Source organism: Hydrocarboniphaga effusa AP103, assembly GCF_000271305.1.
Classification (GTDB): Bacteria; Pseudomonadota; Gammaproteobacteria; order Nevskiales; family Nevskiaceae; genus Hydrocarboniphaga; species Hydrocarboniphaga effusa.
In genome coordinates this window covers 1169864-1192919 of record NZ_AKGD01000001.1, presented here as the reverse complement: position 1 = coordinate 1192919, position 23056 = coordinate 1169864, and the positions used below count along the sequence as shown (strand labels likewise).

Sequence of the window (23056 nt, the reverse complement as noted above, 5' to 3'; positions counted from 1 at the left end):
AGGGATATGCAATGAACGCTACGACATTCAACACGCTGCGGGCCGGCGCCATCGCCTGCTTCGCCGTTCTGGGGCTCAATGCCTGCTCCGACACGGGTGAGCGCGAGGAAGGTATCTCGATCGCCATCAAGGCCACGCCGCTGGCCACGGCGCACACCCACGGCCATGACGCGGCGGATGCCGCCATCGCCAAGCACAGCGAGGCGGCGTACGCGACATTCCGCCGCAGCGACGGAGTGCGGATCGATCTGCAGCTCGGGCTGCTCAACCTGGTTCCCATCGAGCTGGAGGCTTGCCCTTCTTCCGCCGCCGCCAGACTGCTGCAGGTCGCCCGGCAGCTGAGTCCGATCGCCAGTGCGCAGGCCCACGCGGGCCACGACGGTGAGGCCCCCGAAGGCGCGATCAGCGTGACGCAGGGAGAGGACACCGATCTTGGCACCCTGATTGCCGCACCGGGCCGCTACTGCGCGCTGATCGTCGAACTGCAGCCGGGTGCCGCCGCGAAGAACATCGCCAAGCACGGCGATGAACTCGACGCCAGCCTGGCGGGGGCATCGATCAATGTGGCGCCCTGTTATTACCCGGCAACGGTCGGGCTGTCCGACGCCGAAGCCAATGCGGCGACCGCACACGCGTGCACGCAAGCGAAGTACACCGGTGAGGCGCGCCGTGTCCGGCTTCCGTTGATGGCGCCGATCACGCTCGGAGCCGACCAGCGTGCTGCCGATCTGACGATCGCGGTGCGATTCGAAGAGTGGTTCGAAGGAGTGGACTTCGCCACCTTGAGCGGAAGCGCGACCCAGCAGGCCCGGGTCGCGGACAACGTGGCGGCATCGCTGCAACTGGTCTCGAATGCCGAGAACCTGGTCAACCTCGCATTCAAGCTCGAGGTGGGCGGGCAGGAAGCCAAGTGCGGCGGCATCTACCACGGCCTGGGCAGCACCTCTCAAGCGCTGAGCATGCAGGGCTTTCGCTTCTACGCAAGCGAGTTCGCGCTCGAGAATGCGGCGGGCAGCGTGCCGGTGACCCTGGCCACCAAGCCGAACGGAACGGTTTATCAGGGCGCCGACGCGGGCGTCGTACTGCTCGGCCACGCACAGGGCTGCGACAGCACCGTACCGGTTCGCAATCTGGCTTTGACCGGCACTGCGCCGGCCGGAGAGTACGAGCGCCTGTGCTTCACGCTGGGAGTTCCGTTCGAGCTGAATCACAGCGACGTCGCCACTGCGCCGACTCCCCTCAACGTCACCGGGCTCGGGTGGAACTGGCTGTACGGCCGCATGTTCCTGCGCTTCGATTCGCTGGTCGCAGGCGGCGGAGACGGCGGCGCTCACATGGAGATGGCCACCGCCAGCGTCGGCTCCAAGCATGGCGAGGGCGGGCACGAGCCCGAAGCAGAAGCCGAGACCCCCGAGCTGACGCAGAATTTCTTCGTGCACCTGGGCAGCACCGGGTGCAGCAATGGGGCCAGCGAGTTCGGTGCCGCGCCGGACAGCGAGTGCGTCTATCCGAATCGCTCCCGCATCTGCCTGAGCTATCCGCAAATCGCCGCAGGGCATCCGATCGTGGCCGACATCGCGCCGGTGATCTCCGAACTCGACATCACGGTCAACACCGCCGACACGGCGCCGGGCTGCATGTCGTTTCCGGGCGATCCGGAATGCACGACCATCATTCCGAAGCTGGGGCTGGACTTCGCACTGTCGCCCGACAACTTGATCCCGCGTCGGGAACAAGCGCTGTTCACTGTCGGCGAATGAAGACCTCACTGCTCAAGATCGGCGGCCTCGCCGCCGCAGCGCTGCTCGTCAGCGCCTGCGGCGGTGGAGGTGGCGGCGACGAGTCTACGGTGGTGATCCCGCCGGAGGACTACGTGTTCGACCTGCCCGCCGGATTCCCAGCCCCCAAAGTGAGCGCTGACGCGCCTATTTCGCAGGCCAAGGTCGATCTCGGCCGGCACCTGTTCTACGACTCGCGTCTGGCGCTGACCGGCAACGGGAGTTGCGTGAGTTGCCATGAGCAGCGGCTGGCATTCACCGATGGCCGCGCCAGAGCGCTCGCGCCGGGAGGAAGCGCTCATCCAAGGAACTCCATGAGCCTGACCAACGCGGTTTACAACGCGAGGCAGAACTGGGCCAATCCGAATATCAGGACACTACGCGAGCAGGCGAGCCTGGTGCTCTTGAACCAGGATCCCGTCGAGCTCGGCTGGGCAGGACACGAGGTGGAGATTCTCGGCCGCTTCCGCGCCGACGGAGACTATGTGGCGCGTTTTGCCGCGGCATTTCCGGACCAGGCCGATCCCTACACCCTGAACAATGTCGCCATTGCGCTGGCCGCATTCACGGCGACCTTGATTTCAGGAGATTCGGATTACGATCGGCGGGTGTTGAGCGATGCCGCGCGGCGTGGCGAGGTGCTTTTCTTCTCCGAGCGCCTGGAGTGCAACCATTGCCACAACGGGTTCAACCTCGCCAACTCGGTGGTGCACGCCAACACCACGTTGGACAACATCGAGTACAAGAACAACGCGCTCTACAACATCCCAGGCCCTGCCAGCGGCTATCCGCTGGCTTCCGGAAACTATCCGGCAGGCAACCAGGGGCTCTACGGGTTCACGTTCAGAGCCGGTGACATGGGCCGCTTTCGTCCGCCCAGCCTTCGCAACATCGCGCTGACGGCACCGTACATGCACGACGGCTCGATCGCGACGCTACGAGAAGTCGTCGTCGATCATTACGCCAAGGGAGGACGCACGATTGCCGAAGGCCCGTATGCCGGAAACGGAGCGACGAGCCCCAGCAAAGATGCGCTCATGATCGGCTTCACGATCTCCGACGCCGAAACCGATGACTTGCTCGCGTTCTTCGACAGCCTGACCGACTGGCGCTTCATCTGCGATACCCGCTTCAGCGATCCGTTCGGCCATGTGCCGATGCATGAGCGCTGTGCCACGCACTGATCCCGGGCGGGCTGCACCCGTGCATGTCGACGGGTGCATCGTCGGCGGCTGTCGGGCCGCCTGTGTTCTCCGGCAGCGGGTTTTCGCTCTTGGCGCCCCATCCTGCGCGAGCGCATGTGCAGGGCGATTGCCCCACGTGCCTGCCGAAGGCGACGCTGCAAGCGCGGGGCGCTCCATGGTCCCCGCGCTCGCAGGCTTCGAGAATCGACAGATGGCGATCGCGGAGCTGCGGCCGGCATCGGCGCCGGCTGCGCGATTCGCCTGGCGCGAGAGGGCATCGCGGTCGGCATCCGGGATCTCGACGTGGAGCGCTGCGCCGACACCGTGGGGCGTCTCCAGGGCGCGGGCGGACGCGCGCTCGCCCCGGGAGCCGATATTTCGGAGCGCATGCAAGTCGAGCGAGCTGTATATCGGCTGCAAGCGATGCTCGGCCCCATAGATATTCTCGTGAACAACGCCGCGATCACGGCCTGCCATCCGTTTCTCGACATGACCGAGGCGCAGTGGGAGAGAAATCCTGCGGATCAACCTGACCGGCACCTTCATCGTGACGCCGCTCGTGCTGCCCGGCAGGGTCGCCGCTCAATGGGGCCGAATCATCGACATCGCTTCCTCGGCCGTGCAGGCCGGAGCGAAGAACATGGCGCACCACGCCGCGTGCAAGGGCGGGGTGATCGTGCTGACGCGCACGTTGGCGGTGGGGCTCGGGCCTGGTGGCATCACGGCAACGTGATCCCGCCGCGGTTCATCACCGGTACCATCATGTCCGAGCCTTCGTTTGCCGAGTCGCGCCAGCCGATGAATCCCGAGGCGCTCGCGCTAGCGGGCCCGATCCGGCGTGAAGGCCGGCCCGAAGACATCGCAGGCGCGGTGGCCTGGCTCGCGTCGGATGAAGCAGGCTTCGTCACCGGGCAGGTCATCGCGGTCAAGGGTGGCCGCGACATCTGAACCGGGGAATCCTGCCCAGGCCTCGTGAGCGGACGCGGCTCGCGACGAAGCGTCGCCGGGGACGTTCATAGCGAGCTGCAGAGATGCCCGCCGTCGACGACGATTTCCGATCCGGTCATGTAGGCGCCCGCGTCCGACGCGAGCAACAGCAGCGGGCCATCGAGGTGCTCGTACTGGCCGAAGCGGCGCACCGGAATGCGATTGCACAGCTTGATGCCCGCGTCGCTGGCCAGGAAATCGCTATTGAGCTCGGTGGCGACGTAGCCCGGTGCGAGGCTGTTGACGCGAATGTCGTAGCGCGCGAGTTCGAGCGCGAGCGCCTGCGTGAGATGCTTGAGCCCGGCCTTCGACGCGCAGTACGGCGAGACGCCGCCGGCCGTGCGATTGGCGAGGATCGAAGTGACGTTGATGATGCTGCCGGGCTTGCGGGCCGCCGTGAGTCGCCTCGCGACTTCTTGCGCCACGATCCACGAGCCGGTCAGGTTGGTACCGACGATCGAGTTCCAGTCGTCGTCGCCGTAGTCGAGCGGACGCTTGGTATCCGAGACTCCCGCATTGTTCACGAGCACGTCGACGACGCCGACCTCCGAGGCGATGGTATCGAGCGCTGCGATGACGCTGTCGCGGCGGGCAACGTCGATCGACACCGCGAGCGCGCGTCCGCCGTCGGCGTTGATCTGCGCGACGACCTCGGCGAGCTTGTCGGCCCTGCGTGCTCCGGCCGCGACGATCGCTCCGGCGCGTGCCAGCGTCTGCGCGAAGTGGCGCCCGAGCCCGCTCGATGCGCCGGTGACGAGTGCGATGCGACCTTCGAGGCTGAACGTCGGAAGCGCAGAGGTCATGGCATGTCCTCAGTGCTGGGCCGCGAGCAGCTTGCGCGCGATGCTGTGCCGATGCACTTCGCTGGGGCCGTCGTAGATACGGAAGGAGCGGATGTCCCGGAAAATGCGCATGACCACGGTTTCACTGGTGACGCCGCGGCCACCGAGAATCTGCACGCTGCGATCGACGATGCGCCAGACCGCTTCGGACACCGCGACCTTGCTCATGCTCGATTCGAGATTGCCCTTGTGGCCCTGGTCGAGTACCCAGGCCGTGTGCCAGATCGACAGTCGCGAAGATTGAATGTCGAGCTCGTTGTCGGCGAGCTGAAAGCCGACGCCCTGGTGCTCGCCGAGCGTCTTGCCGAAAGCCTCGCGCTCGCGTGCATAGGCGAGCGCGGTGTCGTGCGCGCGACGTGCCTGGCCGAGCCAGCGCATGCAGTGCGTGAGTCGCGCGGGGGCGAGACGAACCTGCGCATAGCGAAAACCCTTGCCGATTTCGCCGAGCACGTCGCTCGCCGGCACGCGCAGGTTCTCGAAATGCAGTACGCCGTGGCCGCCCGCGAAGGCGGTGTCGAGCGAATCCATCAGGCGTTCGAGCCGAATGCCGGGCTTGTCCATGTCGGACAGGAACATCGTCGCCGATCCGTCTTCCATCTTCGCCATGATGATCGCGAAGCTCGCGCCTTCGGCGCCGGTGATGAACCACTTGGTGCCGTTGATGAGGTAGTCGTCACCGTCGCGAACGGCGGTGGTCTTGAGCATCGACGGATCGGCGCCGGCGCCGGGCGCTGGTTCGGTCATCGCAAAGCAGGAGCGGGCTCGGCCTTCGACGAGCGGCTTGAGCCAGCGCTCCTTCTGCGCATGCGTGGCGACCACTTCCATCAAGTGGATATTGCCTTCATCGGGCGCGTGGATGTTCAGCGCGGCAGGGCCCAGATGCGAGTAACCGGCTTCTTCGAAGACGATGGCCTTCTCGATGTGGGTCAGCCCGAGCCCGCCGAGCTCGGTCGAGGCATGCGGCGTGAGCAGGCCGGCCGCGCGCGCTCGGCTCACGAGTTCTTCGCGCAATGATTCGGTGATGCCGTGCGAGGTCTGCCGCGCATCGCCTTCGAGCGGAATCACGTCGTCGAGAATGAACCGGCGGGTGCGCTGCTGAAGATCGAGCAGCCTGGGGGAGAGCGAGAAGTCCATGATGGGATCGTGATGAGGTGAAATCAGAAGCGGCGCTGTGCCGCGATGTCCTGCGCGAATTCGAGCAGGCCTTCGGCCTGGCGCCGTTTCCGCTCGTCGCGGCCTACACCGCGAGCAAGACCGCCATCGAAGGTTTCTCGGCTTCTCTCGAACTCGAGATGAGGTCCGTCGTAATCGGCGTCAAACTCGTGGAGCCCGGTTATGGTCCTTCGACCCGTTTCACCGAAAACGGGCAGCAACGCATGCAAGGGCTGGTTCCCGAGGCGTATGCGCCGTTTGCCCGGAGCGCGTTTGCGGCGCTCGCCGTGAACAAGCAAACCACCGCGGCAGCGGATGTGGCGGAGGCGGTATGGCGCGCCGTGCACGACGTTTCGGGGCGGCTGCATTTTCCCGCGGGCGCCGATGCGCTTGCGCTGGCGAGTCGACGATCGACTTCGAACGAGACGGCCGTCTGAACTCGCCCGTGCGGTCAGTCTTCGGTCCGAACGCCAGTCTGGATTGAAGACGGTCGCCGGGCGTTAGGCATGCAGACAGGTGCGGCGGGCAACATCGGCGCTCACGAGTTCAATCATGAGGAAGCTGCCCGTACGTGACTCCAATCGTTCGCCCCCAGGATCGACAGGCGTGGCTCGATCGCCAGCGCCAGTTCAAGATGGCGCGATCGGCACACGCCTACGTGCGTGGCAACACCGCCAGGTTCTACGATTGGCTGACGCAGGTCGATACCGCGCGCCTGCCATCCGGGCCTCCGGTCTGGATCTGCGGTGACTGTCATAGTGGCAACATCGGCCCGGTCGGCGGCATCAGCGGTGACATCGAAATCCAGATCCGGGATCTGGACCAGACCGTCATCGGCAATCCGGCTCACGATCTGATTCGCCTGGGGCTGTCGCTGGCGATGGCGGCACGTGGTTCGGATCTGCCGGGCGTGACGACGGCGCAAATGCTGGAGCAACTGGTCGACGGCTACGAGGCCGCGCTGAGCGCCGACGGCGAGGACGAAAAGATGCAGCCGCCTGATGCCATACGCGTCGTCATGAAGGACGCGCTGAAGCGTCGCTGGAAGCATCTGGCGAGAGAGCGATTGAAAGCATCCAAGCCGCGCATCAGGCCGGGAGGCCGCTTCTGGCCCGTTCTCAAGAAAGAACGCCATGCCATCGACGCGCTGTTCTCGACCGAGGCGGTCCGAACGCTGATCACGCGCCAATGCCATCGCGACGCCGACGCGCAGGTCGAAGTGCTCGACGCCGCATTCTGGGTGAAGGGCTGCAGTTCGCTGGGCAACCTTCGTTTCGCCGTCCTGGTACGCGTGGGCGGCGAGCTCGATGATCCCTACTGCATCATGGATATCAAGGAGGCCGTCAAGGCGGTTTGTCCTGGCTACGCGGATGCGCAAATGCCGAAAGGCCACGCGGATCGAGTCGTCGAAGCGCCCGAAAGCTGTCTCCACATCTGGGCGAGCGCATGCTGTCCGCACAGTTCCTGGACCGCGACGTATTCGTGCGCGAGCTGTTTCCACAGGATCTCAAGTTCGATCTCGACAGGCTGACTCAGAGCGAGGCCGGGTTGATTGCGGGCTATCTCGGCGGCGTCGTGGGGCGCGCTCATGGTCGCCAGATGGACGCTTCGACGCGAAGCCGGTGGCGCAGCGAGTTGAGTCGAAACTGGTCGCGCACGCTCGAGGCGCCGTCGTGGCTGTGGACCAGCGTGGTCGAACTCGTCGCCACCCATGAAGTGGGCTATCTGACCCACTGCCGGAAGTTCGCCGTCGAGCGAGCCGGATCCTGAGTCCGCAAGACCGCGGCTTCCGTGACCGGTGTTGCGAGGCACGAGGGCGACGCTCGTATCCCCTCCTTATTTATATAGACATAAATCCCGGTGGCCGGACAGGAAGGGGTGCGCCGTCCGGGCGATCGCGGGCGCGCACCTTAAAAGGTGTGCTCATTAGGTGCGATCGGTATCGGCAGGCTCCAAAAGTGGGCACGGCAGCTTCGATCGAGCCCGTCGTCTGAGGCAGGAATCCGGTCTCAGGCAGTCTCGCGACGCCGGACTTAAGTAGAAGAACGTAGAACCTCCCGGCGATTCGGGCGGGCAATGTCATCGGAAGGCTCCGGAACATTGCCTTTTCTTTATGAATAGACTTTTGGCACTTCTTTTGTATAGAAGAAATGGACGCCGCAGACCGTGCTGTTTCGGTTCGAGGGAAGGCGACAGCGCGGCGCTCTCCAAAGTGCCATCGGCTGCTCGCTTCGACCCTCTGGCGGTACGCACTTTTCTTAGGGAGGGAGTCGAGCTCAATGGTTCCGGTCAATTCGAAGTTGTTGAAGCAGGGCGGTGGGTCGCTCGTGGCGGGCTTGCTGGGAGTGGCATCGCTTTCGGTGCCGCAGTCGGCGCTGGCGCAGTCGGCGCCCGCGGAAAGCGAGGCGGTCGAGGTTGCCCAGGCGGCGGCGCCGGCTGCCGCCACCGCCGCGGAATCCACGGCGGCGATAGAAGAAGTGGTGATCACCGGTACGCGCGTCGTGCGCGACGGTTACCAGGCGCCGACTCCGGTCAGCGTGATCGGCGTCGAGCAGATGCAATCGTTCGCCTCGCCGAACATCGCCGATGCCGTGCGCACGCTGCCGGCCATTTCGTCGGGCTCCTCGCCGACGACCTCGGTCTCCACGGCCAGTACCGGCAACTCCAACATCAACGCGCTCAACCTGCGCTCGCTCGGCGAGAACCGCACGCTGGTGCTCGTCGATGGCCAGCGCTCGGTGGCCTCGTCGCTGTCCGGCCTGGTCGACGTCAACCTGATCCCGCAGGATCTCGTGCAGCGTGTCGAAGTGGTCACCGGCGGTGCGTCCGCGCAGTACGGTTCCGATGCGCTCGGCGGTGTCGTGAACTTCGTGCTCGACAAGAAGTTCACCGGGCTCAAGACCAACACGCAGTACGGCGCGACCACGCATGGCGATGGTGACAACGCGCTGGCCAGCCTCACCTACGGCACGCCGTTCGGCGAAGGTCGCGGTCACTTCATCTTCAGTGGCAGCTACCGCTGGCAGGACGTGATTCCGGTCAACACGCGTGACTGGAACCTCGAAGGCTGGCAGTTCATGAACAACCCGACCTACAGCGTCGGCGGAGTCTTGACGGGCCAGCCGCAGCGCCTGTTGCTGGACCGGGTGTCGTGCAGCACCTGTATCGCGGGCGGCATCATCGTCGGTGGCCAGCAATGGCAGACCAACGCGCAGGGAAATCGCGTTCGAGTCAACGTCCCGACTTCGCTGCGCGGCACGGCCTGGGGCCAGGGTGGCACGCCCTACCAGTTCGAGTTCGGCGACCTGGTGTCCGACCCCGACATGCGCGGTGGCGACTGGCAATCCACGCAGGTTCGCGGATCTCCCGCCGGCACCAGCCTGAGCGGCGGTTCGCGCACGGCCAGCCTGTTCACGCGTGGTTCGTGGGCGCTCACGGACAGCATCAACGTGTTCGCACAGGCCGCCTATGCGCGCGACAAGAACCGCAACTACTCGTTCTCGACCGAAGACACCGGTGGCATCACGCTGGCGCGCGACAACGCGTTCCTGAGCGACGAGATCAAGTCGGTCATGGCGGCGCAGAGTCTGGACTTTATCCGCATCGGTTCGCAGCATCCCGACATCCCGATCACCCAGCCGACCAATACGCGTGAAGTGACGCGCCTGGTGCTCGGGGCCGACGGCAAGTTCGGCGATGGCTGGAGCTGGGATGCCTACTACCAGCACGGCATCTCCAAGCTCGAGAACGTGGCGAAGTACATCACCGCCAACGCCAACATGACGCGGGCCTATGACGCCGTCATCAACCCGGCCAACGGTGCCATCGTCTGTCGCTCGACGCGCGATGTCGATCCCAACAACGGTTGCAAGCCGTACAACCCGATGGGCTTCGGCGTGAACACGCAGCAGGCCATCGACTACGTCACCGGCGACGGCCAGCAGATGTGGCGCGAGCAGCAGCTGACGCAGAACGTCGCGGCCTTCGCCGTCAGCGGTTCGCCGTTCTCGACCTGGGCCGGTGACGTTTCGGTCGCCACCGGTATCGAATGGCGTCAGGAAGAGGTCGGCAAGGGCAAGAACGACGCGATCTCCAACACCGGCCCGGCTGGCGGCTGGTGGGTCGGCGGTTACCGTCCCTCCAAGGGTGGCTATACCGTTCGCGAAGCCTTCGTCGAAACCGTGGTGCCGGTGCTCAAGGACTTGCCGCTGTTCCAATACGTCGATCTGAGCGGTGCGGTGCGTGCGACCGACTACAGCACCTCGGGCAACGTCGAAACCTGGAAGGTGGGCCTCAACTGGACGCTGATCGACGATCTGCGCTTCCGTGGCTCGCTGTCGCATGACATCCGCGCTCCGAACCTCGAAGAGCTGTACAGCAACGGCAGCGGCGGCGCGCCGGCCATCACCAACCCGTGGATCCTGGACAACGGCGCTCCGATCACCGAGTCGATCTCGTCGCCGCGTATCGGCAACCCGGAGCTGACGCCGGAAATCGCCGACAGCTACGGCCTGGGCTTCGTGCTGTCGCCGCGCTTCCTGCCGGGCTTCAACTTCTCGGTGGACTACTGGCACATCGACATCGAGGATTCCATCGGCTTGCCGACCACGCAGGACATCATCAACGGCTGCTTCAACGGCCAGACCGATTTCTGCTCGGCCATCAGCTTCGCCGACGGCTCGCGCAACATCCTCGCGGTCAACCGCACGCCGTTCAACTACACCTCGCAGGTGGCCAGCGGCATCGATCTCGAGGCCAGCTACGTGTTCGACCCGAGCGCGATCATCGCGAGCATCCCGGGCACGGTGCAGCTGCGTGCGATGGCGACCAACTACCGCAAGAACGCGACGACGATCAATGGCGTGGTCAATGACACCGCCGGCGAGAACACCTCGGTCGGCCCGCCGAACTGGAAGTGGAATGCCTCCGTCAACTACTCGCTCGAGAACATCCGTGCCTCGGTGATGGCGCGTGGCATCAGCGCCGGTGTCTACGACAACGACTGGATCGTCTGCAGCAGCAACTGCCCGGCGTCGGATCCGAAGTTCGTGACGGTCAGCGACAACCGCATCCCGTCGGCGATCTTCTGGGATACGTCGTTCACCTACGGCTTCGACTACGGCAGCAGCAAGATCGAGGCTTACCTCAACATGCGCAACGTGTTCGACCGCGATCCGCCGATCGTCGCGGCTGCCCCGGGTGGCTTCAGCTACACGATCGCCCCGGCCAACGCGCAGCTCTACGATGTGCTCGGCCGCACCTTCACGGTCGGCTTCCGTACCAGCTTCTGAGTGATGCGGTCCTGACGGATGCAGGTGGCGAAGGCCGCCTGCATCCGGCTCTTTTGTGCTTGCGCGGACGCATCATGCGTTTGCGCCGCTACCGAGAAACGCTTGTTATGAGACGCTCGACGATCCGATCGACACTGTGTTGGCTGGCGCTGATGCTGGCGCCCCTGAATGTGCAGGCCGCTGCGCCCGCGGCGGAAAAAGTGCCCGAGTACGCACTCGACCCGACCTGGCCCAAGCTGCCGCTGCCGAACCACTGGGCGCTCGGCCTCATCAACGGCATCCACGTCGATGCCAAGAATCATCTGTGGCTGTATCACAGCCCCGAACTCGTTCCCAAATACGCGCTCGGCGCAGCGCAGACTCCGCCGACCGGCAAGTGCTGCGTGGCGGCGCCGGCGATCATCGAGTTCGACGAAGCCGGCAACGTCGTGCGCGCCTGGGGCGGCCCAGAAGACGCCAAGAAGCAAGGCTACGACTGGCCGTCGGCCGGTCACGGCCTGTATGTCGATTACAAGGGCAACATCTGGATCGGCGGCAGCCAGACGCGCGTCGGCGCCGACGGCAGCCAACCCGACGGCCTGTATCTGAAGTTCAGTCCGGATGGAAAATTCCTGCTGCAGATCGGCGGCCCTGGACCATCCAAGGGCAGCCTGGATACGACGCAGCTCAGCGGCGCCGCGGCCGTCGACGTCGACCCGGTGACCAACGAAGTCTTCATCGCCGACGGCTACGGCAATCACCGCGTGATCGTGTTCGATGCGGACACCGGCAAGTTCAAGCGCCAGTGGGGCGCTTACGGCAAGCCGCCGACCGACGAGAAACTGCCGCGCTACGACGGCGGCCCCGAGCTGCCCAAGCAGTTCAATCTCGTGCACTGCATCCGCAGTGCGAAAGACGGTTTGCTGTATGTCTGCGATCGCCTCAACAACCGTCTGCAGGTGTTCAAGAAGGACGGCACTTTCGTGGCCGAACAAGTCTACGAGCCGATGACCAAGGGTTCGGGCTCGGTCGGCAACGTCAGCATGTGGCCGGATGCGAAGAACACTTTCATGGTCATGAACGATCCGGGCAACTTCGAGACGGTGATCCTGCGTCGCTCCGACCTCAAGGAGCTCAGCCGCTTCGGTCACTACGGTACTTATGCCGGCGAGTATCAGCGCAACCATCAGATGGAATTCGACCTCAAGGGCAACATCTTCACGTCGGAGGATTTCCGCGTGCAGAAGCTCAAGATCGTCAACGGCGTCAAGCCCTGAGACGGCGCTAGTCCACGCGCCCCGAATGGTCATCGGCGATCCGATGGCCATTCGGGGTCGCGCTACCGATCCCAATTCATCCAGGCAAGCCCAGGCCGATCCTGCACCGGGCCGCTGCCCTGCTGCCGCACTGCGCCTCTCATGCGTCGGCACGCATTCGCTTCAACCGTCGTGGCCGGCGCCACGGCGTTCCCAAACCGACTCAGCAAGAAAGAGCGGAGAAAATAGTGAAAGTCGATGAACCCGGCTCGCCTCAGGCCGAGCCGTACTACAACCCGCATGTCGCCGCTCTGCCGAAGTACAACGCAGGGCTCAATCTCGCCGCCGCCAAGGCGGTCAGCGGGCTCGATCAGATCGCGCGACTGGCGAGCAACGAGAATCCGCATGGTTGTTCGCCGGCCGTGAGCCGTGTGCTCAGCGACGGCAGCGTGGAGTTCTGGCGCTATTCGGATCCCAACTGCGAACTGTTGCGAGCGACCCTGGCGGCCAGGCTCGAGGTCGACGCGAACGAGATCGTGATCGGCAACGGCTCCGAGGAAATGATCGCCGCGGCCTCGCGCGCCTTCCTGACCGAAGGCGCGAGCGCCTTGACTGTCGCTCCGTGCTTCGGCCTGCACGAGATCGAGCCGCTCGCGGTCGGTGCGAGCGTCGTCAAGGTGCCGATGACGGCGGACTTCGATTTCGACGTTCCCGCCATCGCAGCGGCCTTGTCGAGCGGGCCGAACATTTTCTTCCTGCCGTCGCCGTGGAATCCGGTCGGTGCGGCGCTCGATCACGCAGGGCTCGCACGCGTGATCGAAGCCACGCCGAAGACGAGCTTGTTCGTGCTCGACGAGGCCTATCACGAGTTCGTATCCGACGCGATTCCCGATGGCCTGGCGATGCTCAAGAAGGCGCAGCGCCCGTACATCGTGCTGCGCACTTTCTCCAAGGCGTTCGGGCTCGCCGGCCTGCGAGTCGGTTATGCGGTTTGCTCGAGTATCAAGATCGCCAAGATGCTCTCGGCCGCCAAGACGCCGTTCAACGTCAACGCCGTCGCGCAGGCCGCGGCGGTCGCCGCGCTCGGCGACGAAGCCTGGATGCGCGAAGCCGTCTCCAGGATTCGCGTGGAGCGTGATCGCGTTGCGGCCGCGCTGGGCGCCATGGGCCTGCGCGTGGCGCGATCGGAGGGCAATTTCCTGTTCTTCGATTCGGGCCGCGACAGCGCGGAACTCGCGATCGATCTGCTCAGGGCCGGCGTGGTGGTGAAGCCCTGGCTCGAGCCGAGCTATCGGACTTTCGTGCGGGCATCGATCGGCACGGCGGCCGAGAACGACCAGCTGCTGGCCGCGCTGTCGGCCATCCTGCAGGCCTAGCCCTGATGGCTCAGGGCTTGATGCGGTAAAGCTCGATCAGGCAAACGGACGCGGCGGCCGTCGCCCTCGCGTCCGAGCGCAGCTCGAACAGGGCCGTGGTTTGGCTGAGCAGCAGGCAATCCCAGGTATCGAGCGCGATCTCGGGATCGTTCGCGAGCCTGCAGCGGACATTGCCTTGCTCGCAGAACAGCAGCGTCCAGTTCGCCATCGAGCCGACCGAGATCGGCCGTGGCTCCAGCGGTAGCCGACGAACGCTGTGGCGATAGCGCTCGCGGCGCGACATCACGTTCAGATCGGTGATCGCGCCGTCGAGGAGCCGTGCCTGCAGCGGCCTGTCCGCCGCGAACTCGAACGGAGCGCTCGTCGGCGTGACGGTCTTGATGCCGCCACCGGAGCCGAAATCGAGTTCCATCCCAGCGCCTTCGAGCACGCACAGCGTGCGATCGATGCCGGGGAAGGATGAGAACGGGCCGTCCTGCGCGACCACGGCCATGCTGACGCGCCACTCGAGCGTGTCCAGGCTCGCGGCGGACGGAAAGATCGCGATCTCGCGCGTCTCTCCGCCGCCGTTCTTCCAGGGCATGCGCGCATAGGACTTCGCGCGCAGAACCTTGAAGCGATCCGGGCTTGCGTGCATCAGTCGGTGATGCCCGGAAGATCCAGTCCGCGCGTGCGTGCGCAGTCGATCGCGATGTCGTAGCCGGCATCGGCATGACGCATGACGCCGGTACCCGGATCGTTCCAGAGCACGCGGGCGAGGCGCGCATCGGCTTCGGCGGTTCCGTCGCAGACGATGACCATGCCCGAATGCTGCGAGAAGCCCATGCCGACGCCGCCGCCGTGATGCAGCGAAACCCAGGTCGCGCCCGATGCGGTGTTGAGCAGCGCGTTGAGCAGCGGCCAGTCGGAAACCGCATCCGAGCCGTCCTGCATCGCCTCGGTTTCGCGATTCGGCGAAGACACCGAGCCCGAATCGAGATGATCGCGGCCGATCACGATCGGCGCCTTGAGTTCGCCCGAGGCGACCATCTGGTTGAACGCGCGGCCCAGGCGATCGCGATCGCCGAGACCGACCCAGCAGATGCGCGCGGGCAGGCCCTGGAAGTGAATGCGCTCGCGCGCCATGTCGAGCCAGTTGTGCAGATGCTTGTCGTCCGGAATCAGCTCCTTGACCTTCTGGTCGGTCTTGTAGATGTCTTCCGGATCGCCCGACAGCGCGGCCCAGCGGAACGGGCCGACGCCACGACAGAACAGCGGACGGATGTAGGCCGGAACGAAGCCCGGAAACGCGAAGGCATCGGTGACGCCACGATCGAAAGCGACCTGGCGGATGTTGTTGCCGTAGTCGAAGGTCGGAATGCCCTGCTTGTGGAACTCGAGCATCGCCTTGACGTGCACGGCCATCGAATCCTTCGCGGCCTCGGCGACGGCTTTCGGATCGCTTGCGCGCTTCGACTCCCATTCCTCGACCGTCCAGCCGAGCGGCAGGTAGCCGTTGACCGGGTCGTGAGCCGAGGTCTGGTCGGTGACCGCATCGGGCTTCACGCCGCGCTTGAGTAGCTCGGGCAGCACTTCGGCCGCGTTGCCACGCAATGCGACCGACAGCGCCTTGCCCGTGCGCTTGCAGTCTTCGAGGATCGCCAGCGCCTCGTCGAGATCCTTGGCGCAGACGTCGACGTAGCCCGTGCGCAAGCGGAAATCGATGCTCGACTGACGGCATTCGATGGCCAGGCAGCTCGCGCCGGCCATGGTCGCGGCGAGCGTCTGCGCGCCGCCCATGCCGCCGAGGCCGGCGGTCAGGATCCAGCGGCCCTTGAGGCTGCCTTCGTAATGGCGGCGGCCCATTTCGACGAAGGTTTCGTAAGTGCCCTGCACGATGCCCTGCGAGCCGATGTAGATCCACGAGCCGGCGGTCATCTGGCCGTACATCATCAAGCCCTTCTTATCGAGCTCGCTGAAGTGCTCCCAATTGGCCCAGTGCGGCACCAGGTTGGAGTTGGCGATCAGCACGCGCGGCGCATCGCGGTGCGTGCGGAACACGCCGACCGGCTTGCCCGATTGCACGAGCAGGGTCTGGTCATCCTCGAGCCGCCGGAGGGCGGCGACGATGCGATCGTAGCTGTCCCAATCGCGTGCGGCGCGGCCGATGCCGCCATAGACGACGAGCTCTTCAGGCCGCTCGGCGACGTCCGGGTCGAGATTGTTCATGAGCATGCGCAGCGGCGCTTCGGTGAGCCAGCTCTTGGCGCTCAGCGTGCTGCCGTGCGCTGCACGGATGGTGCGGGTCTTGTCGATTCGACGCATTCGGAATACCTAGAAGTTCAGGCTTGAGGGCTTTGTGCGAACTCGATGCAGCGCGAGAGCACGGTATGCAGGACGGAGCGCAGCGGCGCTGCGAACTCCGCGTCGTAGGGTGTCGGCCAGTTGTCGGAGGACACGGCGCCGATGGGTTCTTCGATGTAGCCGCGGCAGGCCAGCTCCATCTGCAGCGCATGAACGCCATCCTGCGGGCGACCGTAGTGGCGCGTGATGTAGCCGCCCTTGAAACGGCCGTTGAGCACGTGGCTGTAGCCGGAGCTCGCACAGGCGCCTTGTGCTGCGATGCTCAGCGCCGGATCGCAGGACTGGCCGCTGTTGCTGCCGAGATTGAACTGCGGCAGTTCGCTCTCGAACAGGCGCGGAATGCGCGAGCGGATCGAATGGCAATCGTAGATGACCACGCGCGCATGCAGCTGGCGCAGGCGCGCAAGCTCTTCGCGCAAGGCGGCGTGATACGGATCGAAGTAGCGTGCGCGGCGATCGTCGATCTCGGCCGTACTCAGCGGCGTGGCGTCGCGATAGAGCGGCTCACCATCGAAGGTCGTGCTCGGACACAGCTCGGTGGTCGCCATGCCTGGATAGAGCGAGATTCCCGATGGGTCGCGATTGACGTCGATGACGCTGCGCGAAACCGTGGTGCGCACGATCGTCGCACCGAGCGCCGTCGCGAACGAATACAGATCGCCGATCCACCAGTCCGCATCCTTGCGCGCGAGCCAGGGCGAAACGAAGCGTGATTCGACTTCGCGCAGGTCGGTGCCGGAATGCGGAATGCTCAGCAGCAGCGGCGCGTCGCCGCGCGTGACGGACAGCCAGTCGCTCATGTCGCTCAACGAGCCTCCGGCAGGACCTGCGGCAGTCGAACGCCGACCGCGTTGGCGATCGCACCGCTGCGCACGAGCGCGGTCGCATTCTCCATGTCCGGATACAGGTAGCGATCGTCTTCGAGCGTGGCGACGCGCTCGCGCAGCGCCGAGCGCGCCGCTTCGAGCGGCGAACTCGACTTCAGCGGCGCGCGGAAGTCGCAACCCTGCGCGGCCATCAGCAATTCGATCGCGATGACCGCGGTGGCGTTCTCGACCATCGGCAGCAGGCGGCGCGCGCCGTGCGCGGCCATCGACACGTGGTCCTCCTGGTTCGCCGAAGTCGGAATCGAATCGACGCTCGCCGGGTAGGCGCGCTGCTTGTTCTCGGAGACCAGCGCGGCCGCGGTGACCTGCGGAATCATGAAGCCCGAGTTCAGGCCCGGACGCGGCGTCAGGAACGCCGGCAGGCCGGAAATGCCCGGATCGATCAGCATGGCGATGCGGCGTTCGGCGAGCGAGCCGATTTCGCAGACCGCGATCGCGATCATGTCGGCGGCGAAGGCGACCGGTTCGGCGTGGAAGTTGCCGCCCGACAGCGCTTCGTCGTTCTCGGTGAAGATCAATGGATTATCGGAAACGCCGTTGGCCTCGGTTGCGAGGAAACTGGCGGCATTGCGCAGCAGATCGAGGCAGGCGCCCATCACCTGTGGCTGGCAGCGCAGGCAGTAGGGGTCCTGCACGCGATCGTCGTCGACCAGGTGCGAGGCGCGCAGCGCGCTGCCGGCCATCAGTTCGCGCAGGGCTTCGGCCGCCTCGATCTGGCCTTGATGACGGCGCAGCGCATGGATGCGCGGATCGAACGGCGTGTCGGTGCCGCGCGCGGCGTCGGTGGTCAGCGCGCCGGTGACCAGCGCGCTCTGGTAGAGCACCTCGGCTTCGAACAGGGCGGCGAGGCCGACGGCGGTCGAGAATTGCGTTCCGTTCAGCAGCGCGAGGCCTTCCTTGGGCCCGAGCGTGAGCGGCTGCAGGCCGGCGAGCGCCAGGCCTTCGACGGCCGGCAAGCGGCCCGAGGGCGTGTCCACTTCACCGACGCCGATCATCGCCGCGGTCATGTGCGCGAGCGGAGCGAGGTCGCCCGAAGCGCCGACCGAACCTTGCGCCGGAACCACCGGAATGATGTTCGCGGACAGCATGGTCTCGAGAAAATCGAGCGTGGTCGGGCGTATGCCCGAAGCGCCCTGGCCGAGGCTGGCGAGCTTCAGCGCCATCATCAGGCGCGTGATGTGGGTCGGCAGCGGCGCGCCGGTGCCGGCCGCGTGCGAGAGCACGATGTTCTGCTGCAGCCGTTCGAGATCGGCGTTCTCGATGCGCACCGAAGCGAGCTTGCCGAAGCCCGTGTTGATGCCGTAGACCGGCTCGCCGCGCGCCAGGATGCGCGCGATCGCCGCGGCGCCGTTTTCGATTGCGCTGCGGCAGGAAGCATCGAGCCTCGGTACCGCGCCGCGATAAATCTCGCGCCAGTCCCCGAGCGTCGTCGAGCCAGGCTTGAGTACGATCGCGATCATTGTCCCCTCCAGATGCGGGAATGTAGTGGGTTGAAACCAATCCGGTAGACGAGTTCCGCCGGATCCTGAATGTTCCAGATGGCGAAGTCGGCGAACTTGCCGGCTTCGAGCGTGCCGATGTCCTGCTGCATGCCGAGCGCCTGTGCTGCGGCGCGGGTGGTGCCGACCAGGCACTCTTCGACGGTGAGCCGGAACTGCGTCGCCGCCATGTTCATCGCCAGCAGCAGCGAGGTCATCGGGGAAGTGCCCGGGTTGCAGTCGGTGGCGATCGCGATCCGCGCGCCGTGGCGACGCAGCAACTCGACCGGAGGCAGCTGCTTCTCGCGCAGGAAATAGAAGGCGCCCGGCAGCAGGACGGCGACGGTGCCCGCACGCGCCAGCGCTTCGACGCCGGCCTCGTCGGTGTACTCGATGTGGTCTGCCGACAGTGCCGAATACCGTGCGGCCAACGCAGCACCGCCGAGATTGCTGAGCTGATCCGCATGCAGGCGCACGCGAACGCCGAGCGCGGCCGCGGCGTCGAACACGCGTCCGATCTGAGCCGGCGAGAACGCGATGCCCTCGCAGAATCCATCGACCGAATCGACGAGACCATCGGCAGCCAATGCGGGCAACATCTGCTGGGTTACGGCCTCGATGTAGGCATCGGCATTGCCGGCCATTTCGGGCGGTACCGCATGTGCGCCGAGAAAAGTCGTGTGCACATGAACGGGGCGCAATGTGGCGAGCTTGCGTGCCGCGCCGAGCATGCGACGTTCGGATTCGAGGTCCAGTCCGTAACCCGATTTGATCTCGATCGTGGTGACGCCCTCCGCGATCAATGCATCGAGTCGCGGCAAGGCCTGCTCGATCAGCTGATCGATGCTCGCTGCACGCGTAGCGCGCAGGGTCGACAGAATGCCGCCGCCCGCTGCGGCGATCTCCTGATACGAGGCGCCGTTCAGGCGCATCTCGAATTCCTTCGCTCGATTGCCGGCGTGCACGAGATGCGTGTGGCAATCGATCAGGCCGGGAGTAATCCAGCGTCCTTCGCAATCGAGGGTTTCGCAGGCGCTGGCGTCGAAGGCGGGAAGATCGCTCTCGGCGCCTGCATGCACGATGCGATCGCCACGCACCAGGATCGCAGCCTTGGAAGCGACGTCTGCAGGGGCGCCGATGCCACTCGCCATCGTGGCGAGCCTGGCATTGCGCCACAGGCGCAAGGAGCTTTGATCTGGTGTTGCGGAAGGCATGAAGTTTGAAGAGCGGGTTGCGCGTACTGTCCGATGTGCGGTTAATGTATAGTCATAATAACTTTCAACGCAAGATCCATCCCAGGTTTCACTGAAGTCTTTCACCGAGGTTCGAGAACATGACGGTTCTTTATGTCGAGCAACTGTTGACGACGGATGGTTGGCAGCAATCCGCTCGCGTGCATCTGCAGGGCGAGCGCATCGCGAAGATCGAGGCGGACGCGGCGATGCAGCCCGGCGACGAGCGCCATGCCGTCGTCGTCCCGGCGATGTCGAACCTGCACAGTCATGCGTTTCAGCGCGGCATGGCGGGGCTCGCGGAGGCGCGCGGCCCGAGCACGGACGATTTCTGGAGCTGGCGCGAAACCATGTACCGCTTCGCTTCGCGCATGACGCCCGATCAGTTGCAGGCGGTTGCCGCGCAGGCCTATGTCGAGATGCTCGAGGCCGGTTATTGCCGCGTCGGCGAGTTCCACTATCTGCATCACGACGCCGATGCACGCCCGTTCGCCGATCCGGCTGAAATGGCCGGGCGCATCGCCGCGGCTGCGGGCGAGACGGGCATTTCGCTGACGCTGTTGCCGGTGTTCTACGCGCATGCGTCGTTCGGCGGTCGGCCGCCGAACGCCATCCAGCGCCGCTTCGTGCATGGACTCGATGACTATCAGCGCTTGATCGAGCGCTGCAAGGAGCTGCTGAGCCATCAGTCGGGGAGCGTGCTCGGGGTGGCTCCGCACAGTCTTCGGGCAGTGACCCCGGACGAACTCACCGAAGTGGTGCAACTGCTGCCGGAATCGCCGGTGCACATTCACATCGCCGAGCAGCTCAGTGAAGTGCGCGACTGCATCGCATGGTCCGGACTTCGTCCGGTGCAATGGCTGCTCGACAATATCGAGGTGGACGCGCGCTGGTGTCTGGTGCACGCGACGCATGTCGACGAGGCCGAGATCATCGGCATCGCGCGCAGCGGGGCCATCGTCGGTTTATGCCCGATCACCGAGGCGAACCTGGGCGACGGCATCTTTCCGGCGACCGAATTCCTGGCTGCCGGCGGGCAATTCGGGATCGGCACGGACTCCAACGTCTGCATCGGCGTGGCCGGCGAACTCTCGCTTCTGGAGTACACTCAGCGCCTGTCCTGCAAGGTCCGCAACGTGATCGGCCTGCGGACGCATTCGACCGGCATGGCCTTGTTTCAGCGCGCGCTGTCCGGTGGGGCGTCGGCGCTCGGTGCTGCCGACGCGGGCATCGCAGAGGGTAGTATTGCGAATCTTGTGAGCTTGGCGGCCGATGAGCCGGCCATGATCTGCCGTCGGGGGGATGCCTTGATCGACTCCTGGCTGTTCGCGGGCGTCGGCGGCATCGTGGATTGTGTCTGGGTCAGGGCCAGCAAGCAGGTCGAACAGGGGCGACACCGTCGACGCGAGTCGATCAGGCGTGCTTATCACCAAGCGATGAAGGAGTTGTGTGCTTGAAGGAAAATGGGGGACGGCCAGTCGTCAGGAAAATGCAGCCGGCTTCAGCTCGAAAGGGCACGCGCTCCGGGCAGGTTCTGACGTCGTTGCACCAGCGCATCCTTGCGGATATCCAGGGCAACATTCTGTCGGGCCGGTGGGAGCCGGGACGTCGGATCCCGGTCGAACATGAGTTGATGCAGCAGTACCGCTGTTCGCGCATGACGGTGAACAAGGCGCTGACGCAACTCGCTCGCGCCGGTGTCATCGAGCGGCATCGCAAGGTGGGCAGTTTCGTCAGCACGCCGCAGTCGCAATCGGCCGTGCTGTCGATTCAGGACATCAAGAACGAGGTCGTCGCGCTCGGCCTGCCGTATCGGTTCGAAGTGGTCGAACGCCGCAAGCGTCGTTCGACGCGCGATGACCGCGCCCTGCTGCATGCGGACGAAGTGGTGCCGGTGCTCGAACTCACCTGCCGTCATTTCGCCAAGGATCAGCCGTTCTGCGACGAGTACCGGCTCATCAACCTGCAGGCAGTGGCCGATGCGGCTTCCGAGGACTTTTCCGCAATTTCGCCGGGCGCCTGGCTACTGCGTCAGGTGCCCTGGGCGGTGGCCGAACATCGCATACGGGCCTCGGGGTCCACGCCGGAGGTTTCGGCGCGCCTCAAGATCAAGGTCGGCACTCCGTGCCTGATCGTGGAGCGCACCACCCGCACCGTGGCCTCGCCGATCACCTTCGTGCGATTGACGTATCCGGGCGCGCTGCACGAGCTGGTCGCGACGTTCACGACGCTGAGCTCCGAGACGCCTTGATCCTCGCGCGCTGCGTTCAAGCGCGTTTCGAGGGCGGCATTTCCGAGCCTGCCGACAGCTCCTGCTGCTGGCGGCCCGCGGCGATCAGGGCATTGCGGAAGTCGGCGCAGATCGGCCTGTCGAGCGTGTCGCGCTCCCAGGCCAGGAAATAGGATTCGGGCAGGTTCAGCGGCCGGTTCACGGGCACGGCGAGGCGGCCGCGGCGCACGTGTTCGGCGATGATCGACACCTGCCCGAGCACGAATCCGCCGCCGTCCTGCGCGGCGTCGATCGCGGCCCCGGCGAGCGAGAACGTCAGCTGACTCGACTGACGCGGAGGCGACAGCCCCACGGACCAGGCCCAGTCGGCCCACGACGGCGGCGGGCGATGGCGGTTCTCCCAGGCGATTTCGATCAGGGGATGCGAAAGCACGTCGCCCTCACTTTTCACCGGATGGTCGCGCAGGAATTCGGGCGAGCACGCGGGAACCACCGCATCGCGGAACAGCTCGGAGAAGCGATCGTAGCGACGCGCATCGGTGCCGTAGCAAAGCCGGAAGTCGATGCTTTCGTCGAGCAGCGCCGGCTCGCGTTCCGAGCCGATCATGCGCAGGCTGACCGCCGGGTTCGCTGAACTCCATTGCAGTATCGGCCGCTGCAGCCAGATGGCGAGCGACGGCGGCGCGCTGATGGCGATGCCCGTTCTGGCGCGCGCGATCTGCAGCCGATGCTGTCCGCGCCGCAGCTCGTCGAAGGCCGTACGTACTTGTTCGTAGTAGATACGGCCCCACGAGGTCAGTGTCAGCGAGCGGCCGTCGCGCTTCAGCAATTTGACGCCGAGCTCGTGCTCGATCTTGTGCAACTGCTGGCTGATCGCCCCAGAAGAGACGCCGAGCTCATCGGCGGCCGCGGCGACGCTCCCGCATCGGACGATGGCTTCGAATGCCTGTATGGCGCGCACCGGCGGCAGCATCGCCACCGTCGTATCCGAAGGGTCTCGAGGAGGGCTGGACATGGCGTGCAAGTCGCTGATGGGTGGCG

Annotated in this window: 16 protein-coding genes and 2 pseudogenes; 10 read left to right on the top strand and 8 right to left on the bottom strand. The window is 65.4% G+C overall.

All coding sequences use genetic code 11. The features are described from left to right. The first annotated feature begins 11 nt into the window (after positions 1 to 11). From WQQ_RS05215 to WQQ_RS25390, 3 genes are all read left to right on the top strand, one after another. Positions 12 to 1760, top strand: a complete 1749-nt coding sequence (locus tag WQQ_RS05215) for an MbnP family copper-binding protein (RefSeq protein WP_007184034.1) — start codon at positions 12 to 14, stop codon at positions 1758 to 1760. Beyond that, entirely contained in the window at positions 1757 to 2962 is a 1206-nt protein-coding gene (locus WQQ_RS05210) for a methanobactin export MATE transporter MbnM (protein ID WP_007184033.1), read from the top strand. The genes WQQ_RS05215 and WQQ_RS05210 overlap by 4 nt, the downstream gene beginning before the upstream one ends. 114 nt (positions 2963 to 3076) lie before the next feature. Next, positions 3077 to 3910 carry an SDR family NAD(P)-dependent oxidoreductase gene (locus tag WQQ_RS25390; protein WP_083844432.1) on the top strand — a complete coding sequence of 278 codons (834 nt, stop codon included), beginning with the start codon at positions 3077 to 3079 and terminating at the stop codon, positions 3908 to 3910. 65 nt (positions 3911 to 3975) lie between these two features. Here the strand turns inward: WQQ_RS25390 and WQQ_RS05200 are convergent, their stop codons facing one another. Beyond that, the gene (locus WQQ_RS05200; RefSeq protein WP_007184030.1) at positions 3976 to 4752 is read right to left on the bottom strand and encodes an SDR family NAD(P)-dependent oxidoreductase; all 777 of its coding nucleotides are present in this window, start codon (positions 4750 to 4752) and stop codon (positions 3976 to 3978) included. A gap of 9 nt (positions 4753 to 4761) precedes the next feature. Further along, entirely contained in the window at positions 4762 to 5925 is a 1164-nt protein-coding gene (locus WQQ_RS05195; RefSeq protein ID WP_007184029.1) for an acyl-CoA dehydrogenase family protein, read from the bottom strand. Positions 5926 to 6002: 77 nt separating this feature from the next. Between WQQ_RS05195 and WQQ_RS05190 the strand changes: the two are divergent. The 5 genes and pseudogenes from WQQ_RS05190 to hisC form a co-directional block, all read left to right on the top strand. Continuing rightward, positions 6003 to 6380: pseudogene (locus WQQ_RS05190) on the top strand (SDR family NAD(P)-dependent oxidoreductase); the annotation flags it as partial. Between the two features lie 197 nt (positions 6381 to 6577). Then, positions 6578 to 7713: pseudogene (locus tag WQQ_RS05185) on the top strand (DUF2252 family protein). Between the two features lie 509 nt (positions 7714 to 8222). After that, the gene (locus WQQ_RS05180) at positions 8223 to 11234 is read left to right on the top strand and encodes a TonB-dependent receptor plug domain-containing protein (RefSeq protein WP_007184025.1); all 3012 of its coding nucleotides are present in this window, start codon (positions 8223 to 8225) and stop codon (positions 11232 to 11234) included. 152 nt (positions 11235 to 11386) lie between these two features. Beyond that, positions 11387 to 12490 (top strand): NHL repeat-containing protein, encoded by a 1104-nt coding sequence (locus WQQ_RS05175; RefSeq protein WP_192812947.1) that lies wholly within the window; start codon positions 11387 to 11389, stop codon positions 12488 to 12490. 227 nt (positions 12491 to 12717) lie between these two features. After that, positions 12718 to 13845: a histidinol-phosphate transaminase gene (gene hisC / locus WQQ_RS05170; protein WP_007184022.1), complete on the top strand. Its 1128-nt coding sequence runs from the start codon at positions 12718 to 12720 to the stop codon at positions 13843 to 13845. 10 nt (positions 13846 to 13855) lie between these two features. Here the strand turns inward: hisC and WQQ_RS05165 are convergent, their stop codons facing one another. The 5 genes from WQQ_RS05165 to hutI are packed head-to-tail and all read right to left on the bottom strand — an operon-like array spanning position 13856 to position 19704. After that, positions 13856 to 14482 (bottom strand): HutD/Ves family protein, encoded by a 627-nt coding sequence (locus WQQ_RS05165; RefSeq protein ID WP_007184021.1) that lies wholly within the window; start codon positions 14480 to 14482, stop codon positions 13856 to 13858. Beyond that, a complete protein-coding gene (gene hutU / locus WQQ_RS05160) occupies positions 14482 to 16149 on the bottom strand; it encodes a urocanate hydratase (RefSeq protein WP_007184020.1) in 1668 nt (555 codons plus the stop codon). Before hutU ends, WQQ_RS05165 begins: the two co-directional genes overlap by 1 nt. A 17-nt stretch (positions 16150 to 16166) precedes the next feature. Beyond that, positions 16167 to 16988 carry an N-formylglutamate deformylase gene (hutG, locus tag WQQ_RS05155; RefSeq protein WP_040453588.1) on the bottom strand — a complete coding sequence of 274 codons (822 nt, stop codon included), beginning with the start codon at positions 16986 to 16988 and terminating at the stop codon, positions 16167 to 16169. A 5-nt stretch (positions 16989 to 16993) separates the two neighbouring features. Beyond that, on the bottom strand, positions 16994 to 18535 hold the full coding sequence (hutH, locus tag WQQ_RS05150; protein WP_007184018.1) for a histidine ammonia-lyase: 1542 nt from the start codon (positions 18533 to 18535) through the stop codon (positions 16994 to 16996). Next, the gene (hutI, locus tag WQQ_RS05145; protein WP_237715013.1) at positions 18532 to 19704 is read right to left on the bottom strand and encodes an imidazolonepropionase; all 1173 of its coding nucleotides are present in this window, start codon (positions 19702 to 19704) and stop codon (positions 18532 to 18534) included. The genes hutH and hutI overlap by 4 nt, the downstream gene beginning before the upstream one ends. Before the next feature lie 182 nt (positions 19705 to 19886). Here hutI and WQQ_RS05140 point away from each other — a divergent pair, with 182 nt between their 5' ends. After that, complete coding sequence (locus tag WQQ_RS05140; RefSeq protein ID WP_007184016.1) at positions 19887 to 21242, top strand: formimidoylglutamate deiminase; 1356 nt, start codon at positions 19887 to 19889, stop codon at positions 21240 to 21242. A 32-nt stretch (positions 21243 to 21274) separates the two neighbouring features. Beyond that, the gene (gene hutC / locus WQQ_RS05135; RefSeq protein WP_040453038.1) at positions 21275 to 22036 is read left to right on the top strand and encodes a histidine utilization transcriptional repressor HutC; all 762 of its coding nucleotides are present in this window, start codon (positions 21275 to 21277) and stop codon (positions 22034 to 22036) included. A 16-nt stretch (positions 22037 to 22052) separates the two neighbouring features. Here the strand turns inward: hutC and WQQ_RS05130 are convergent, their stop codons facing one another. Next, positions 22053 to 23030, bottom strand: coding sequence for a LysR family transcriptional regulator (locus tag WQQ_RS05130; RefSeq protein WP_157534509.1), 978 nt, complete (start codon positions 23028 to 23030; stop codon positions 22053 to 22055). Between the last annotated feature and the right edge of the window lie 26 nt (positions 23031 to 23056).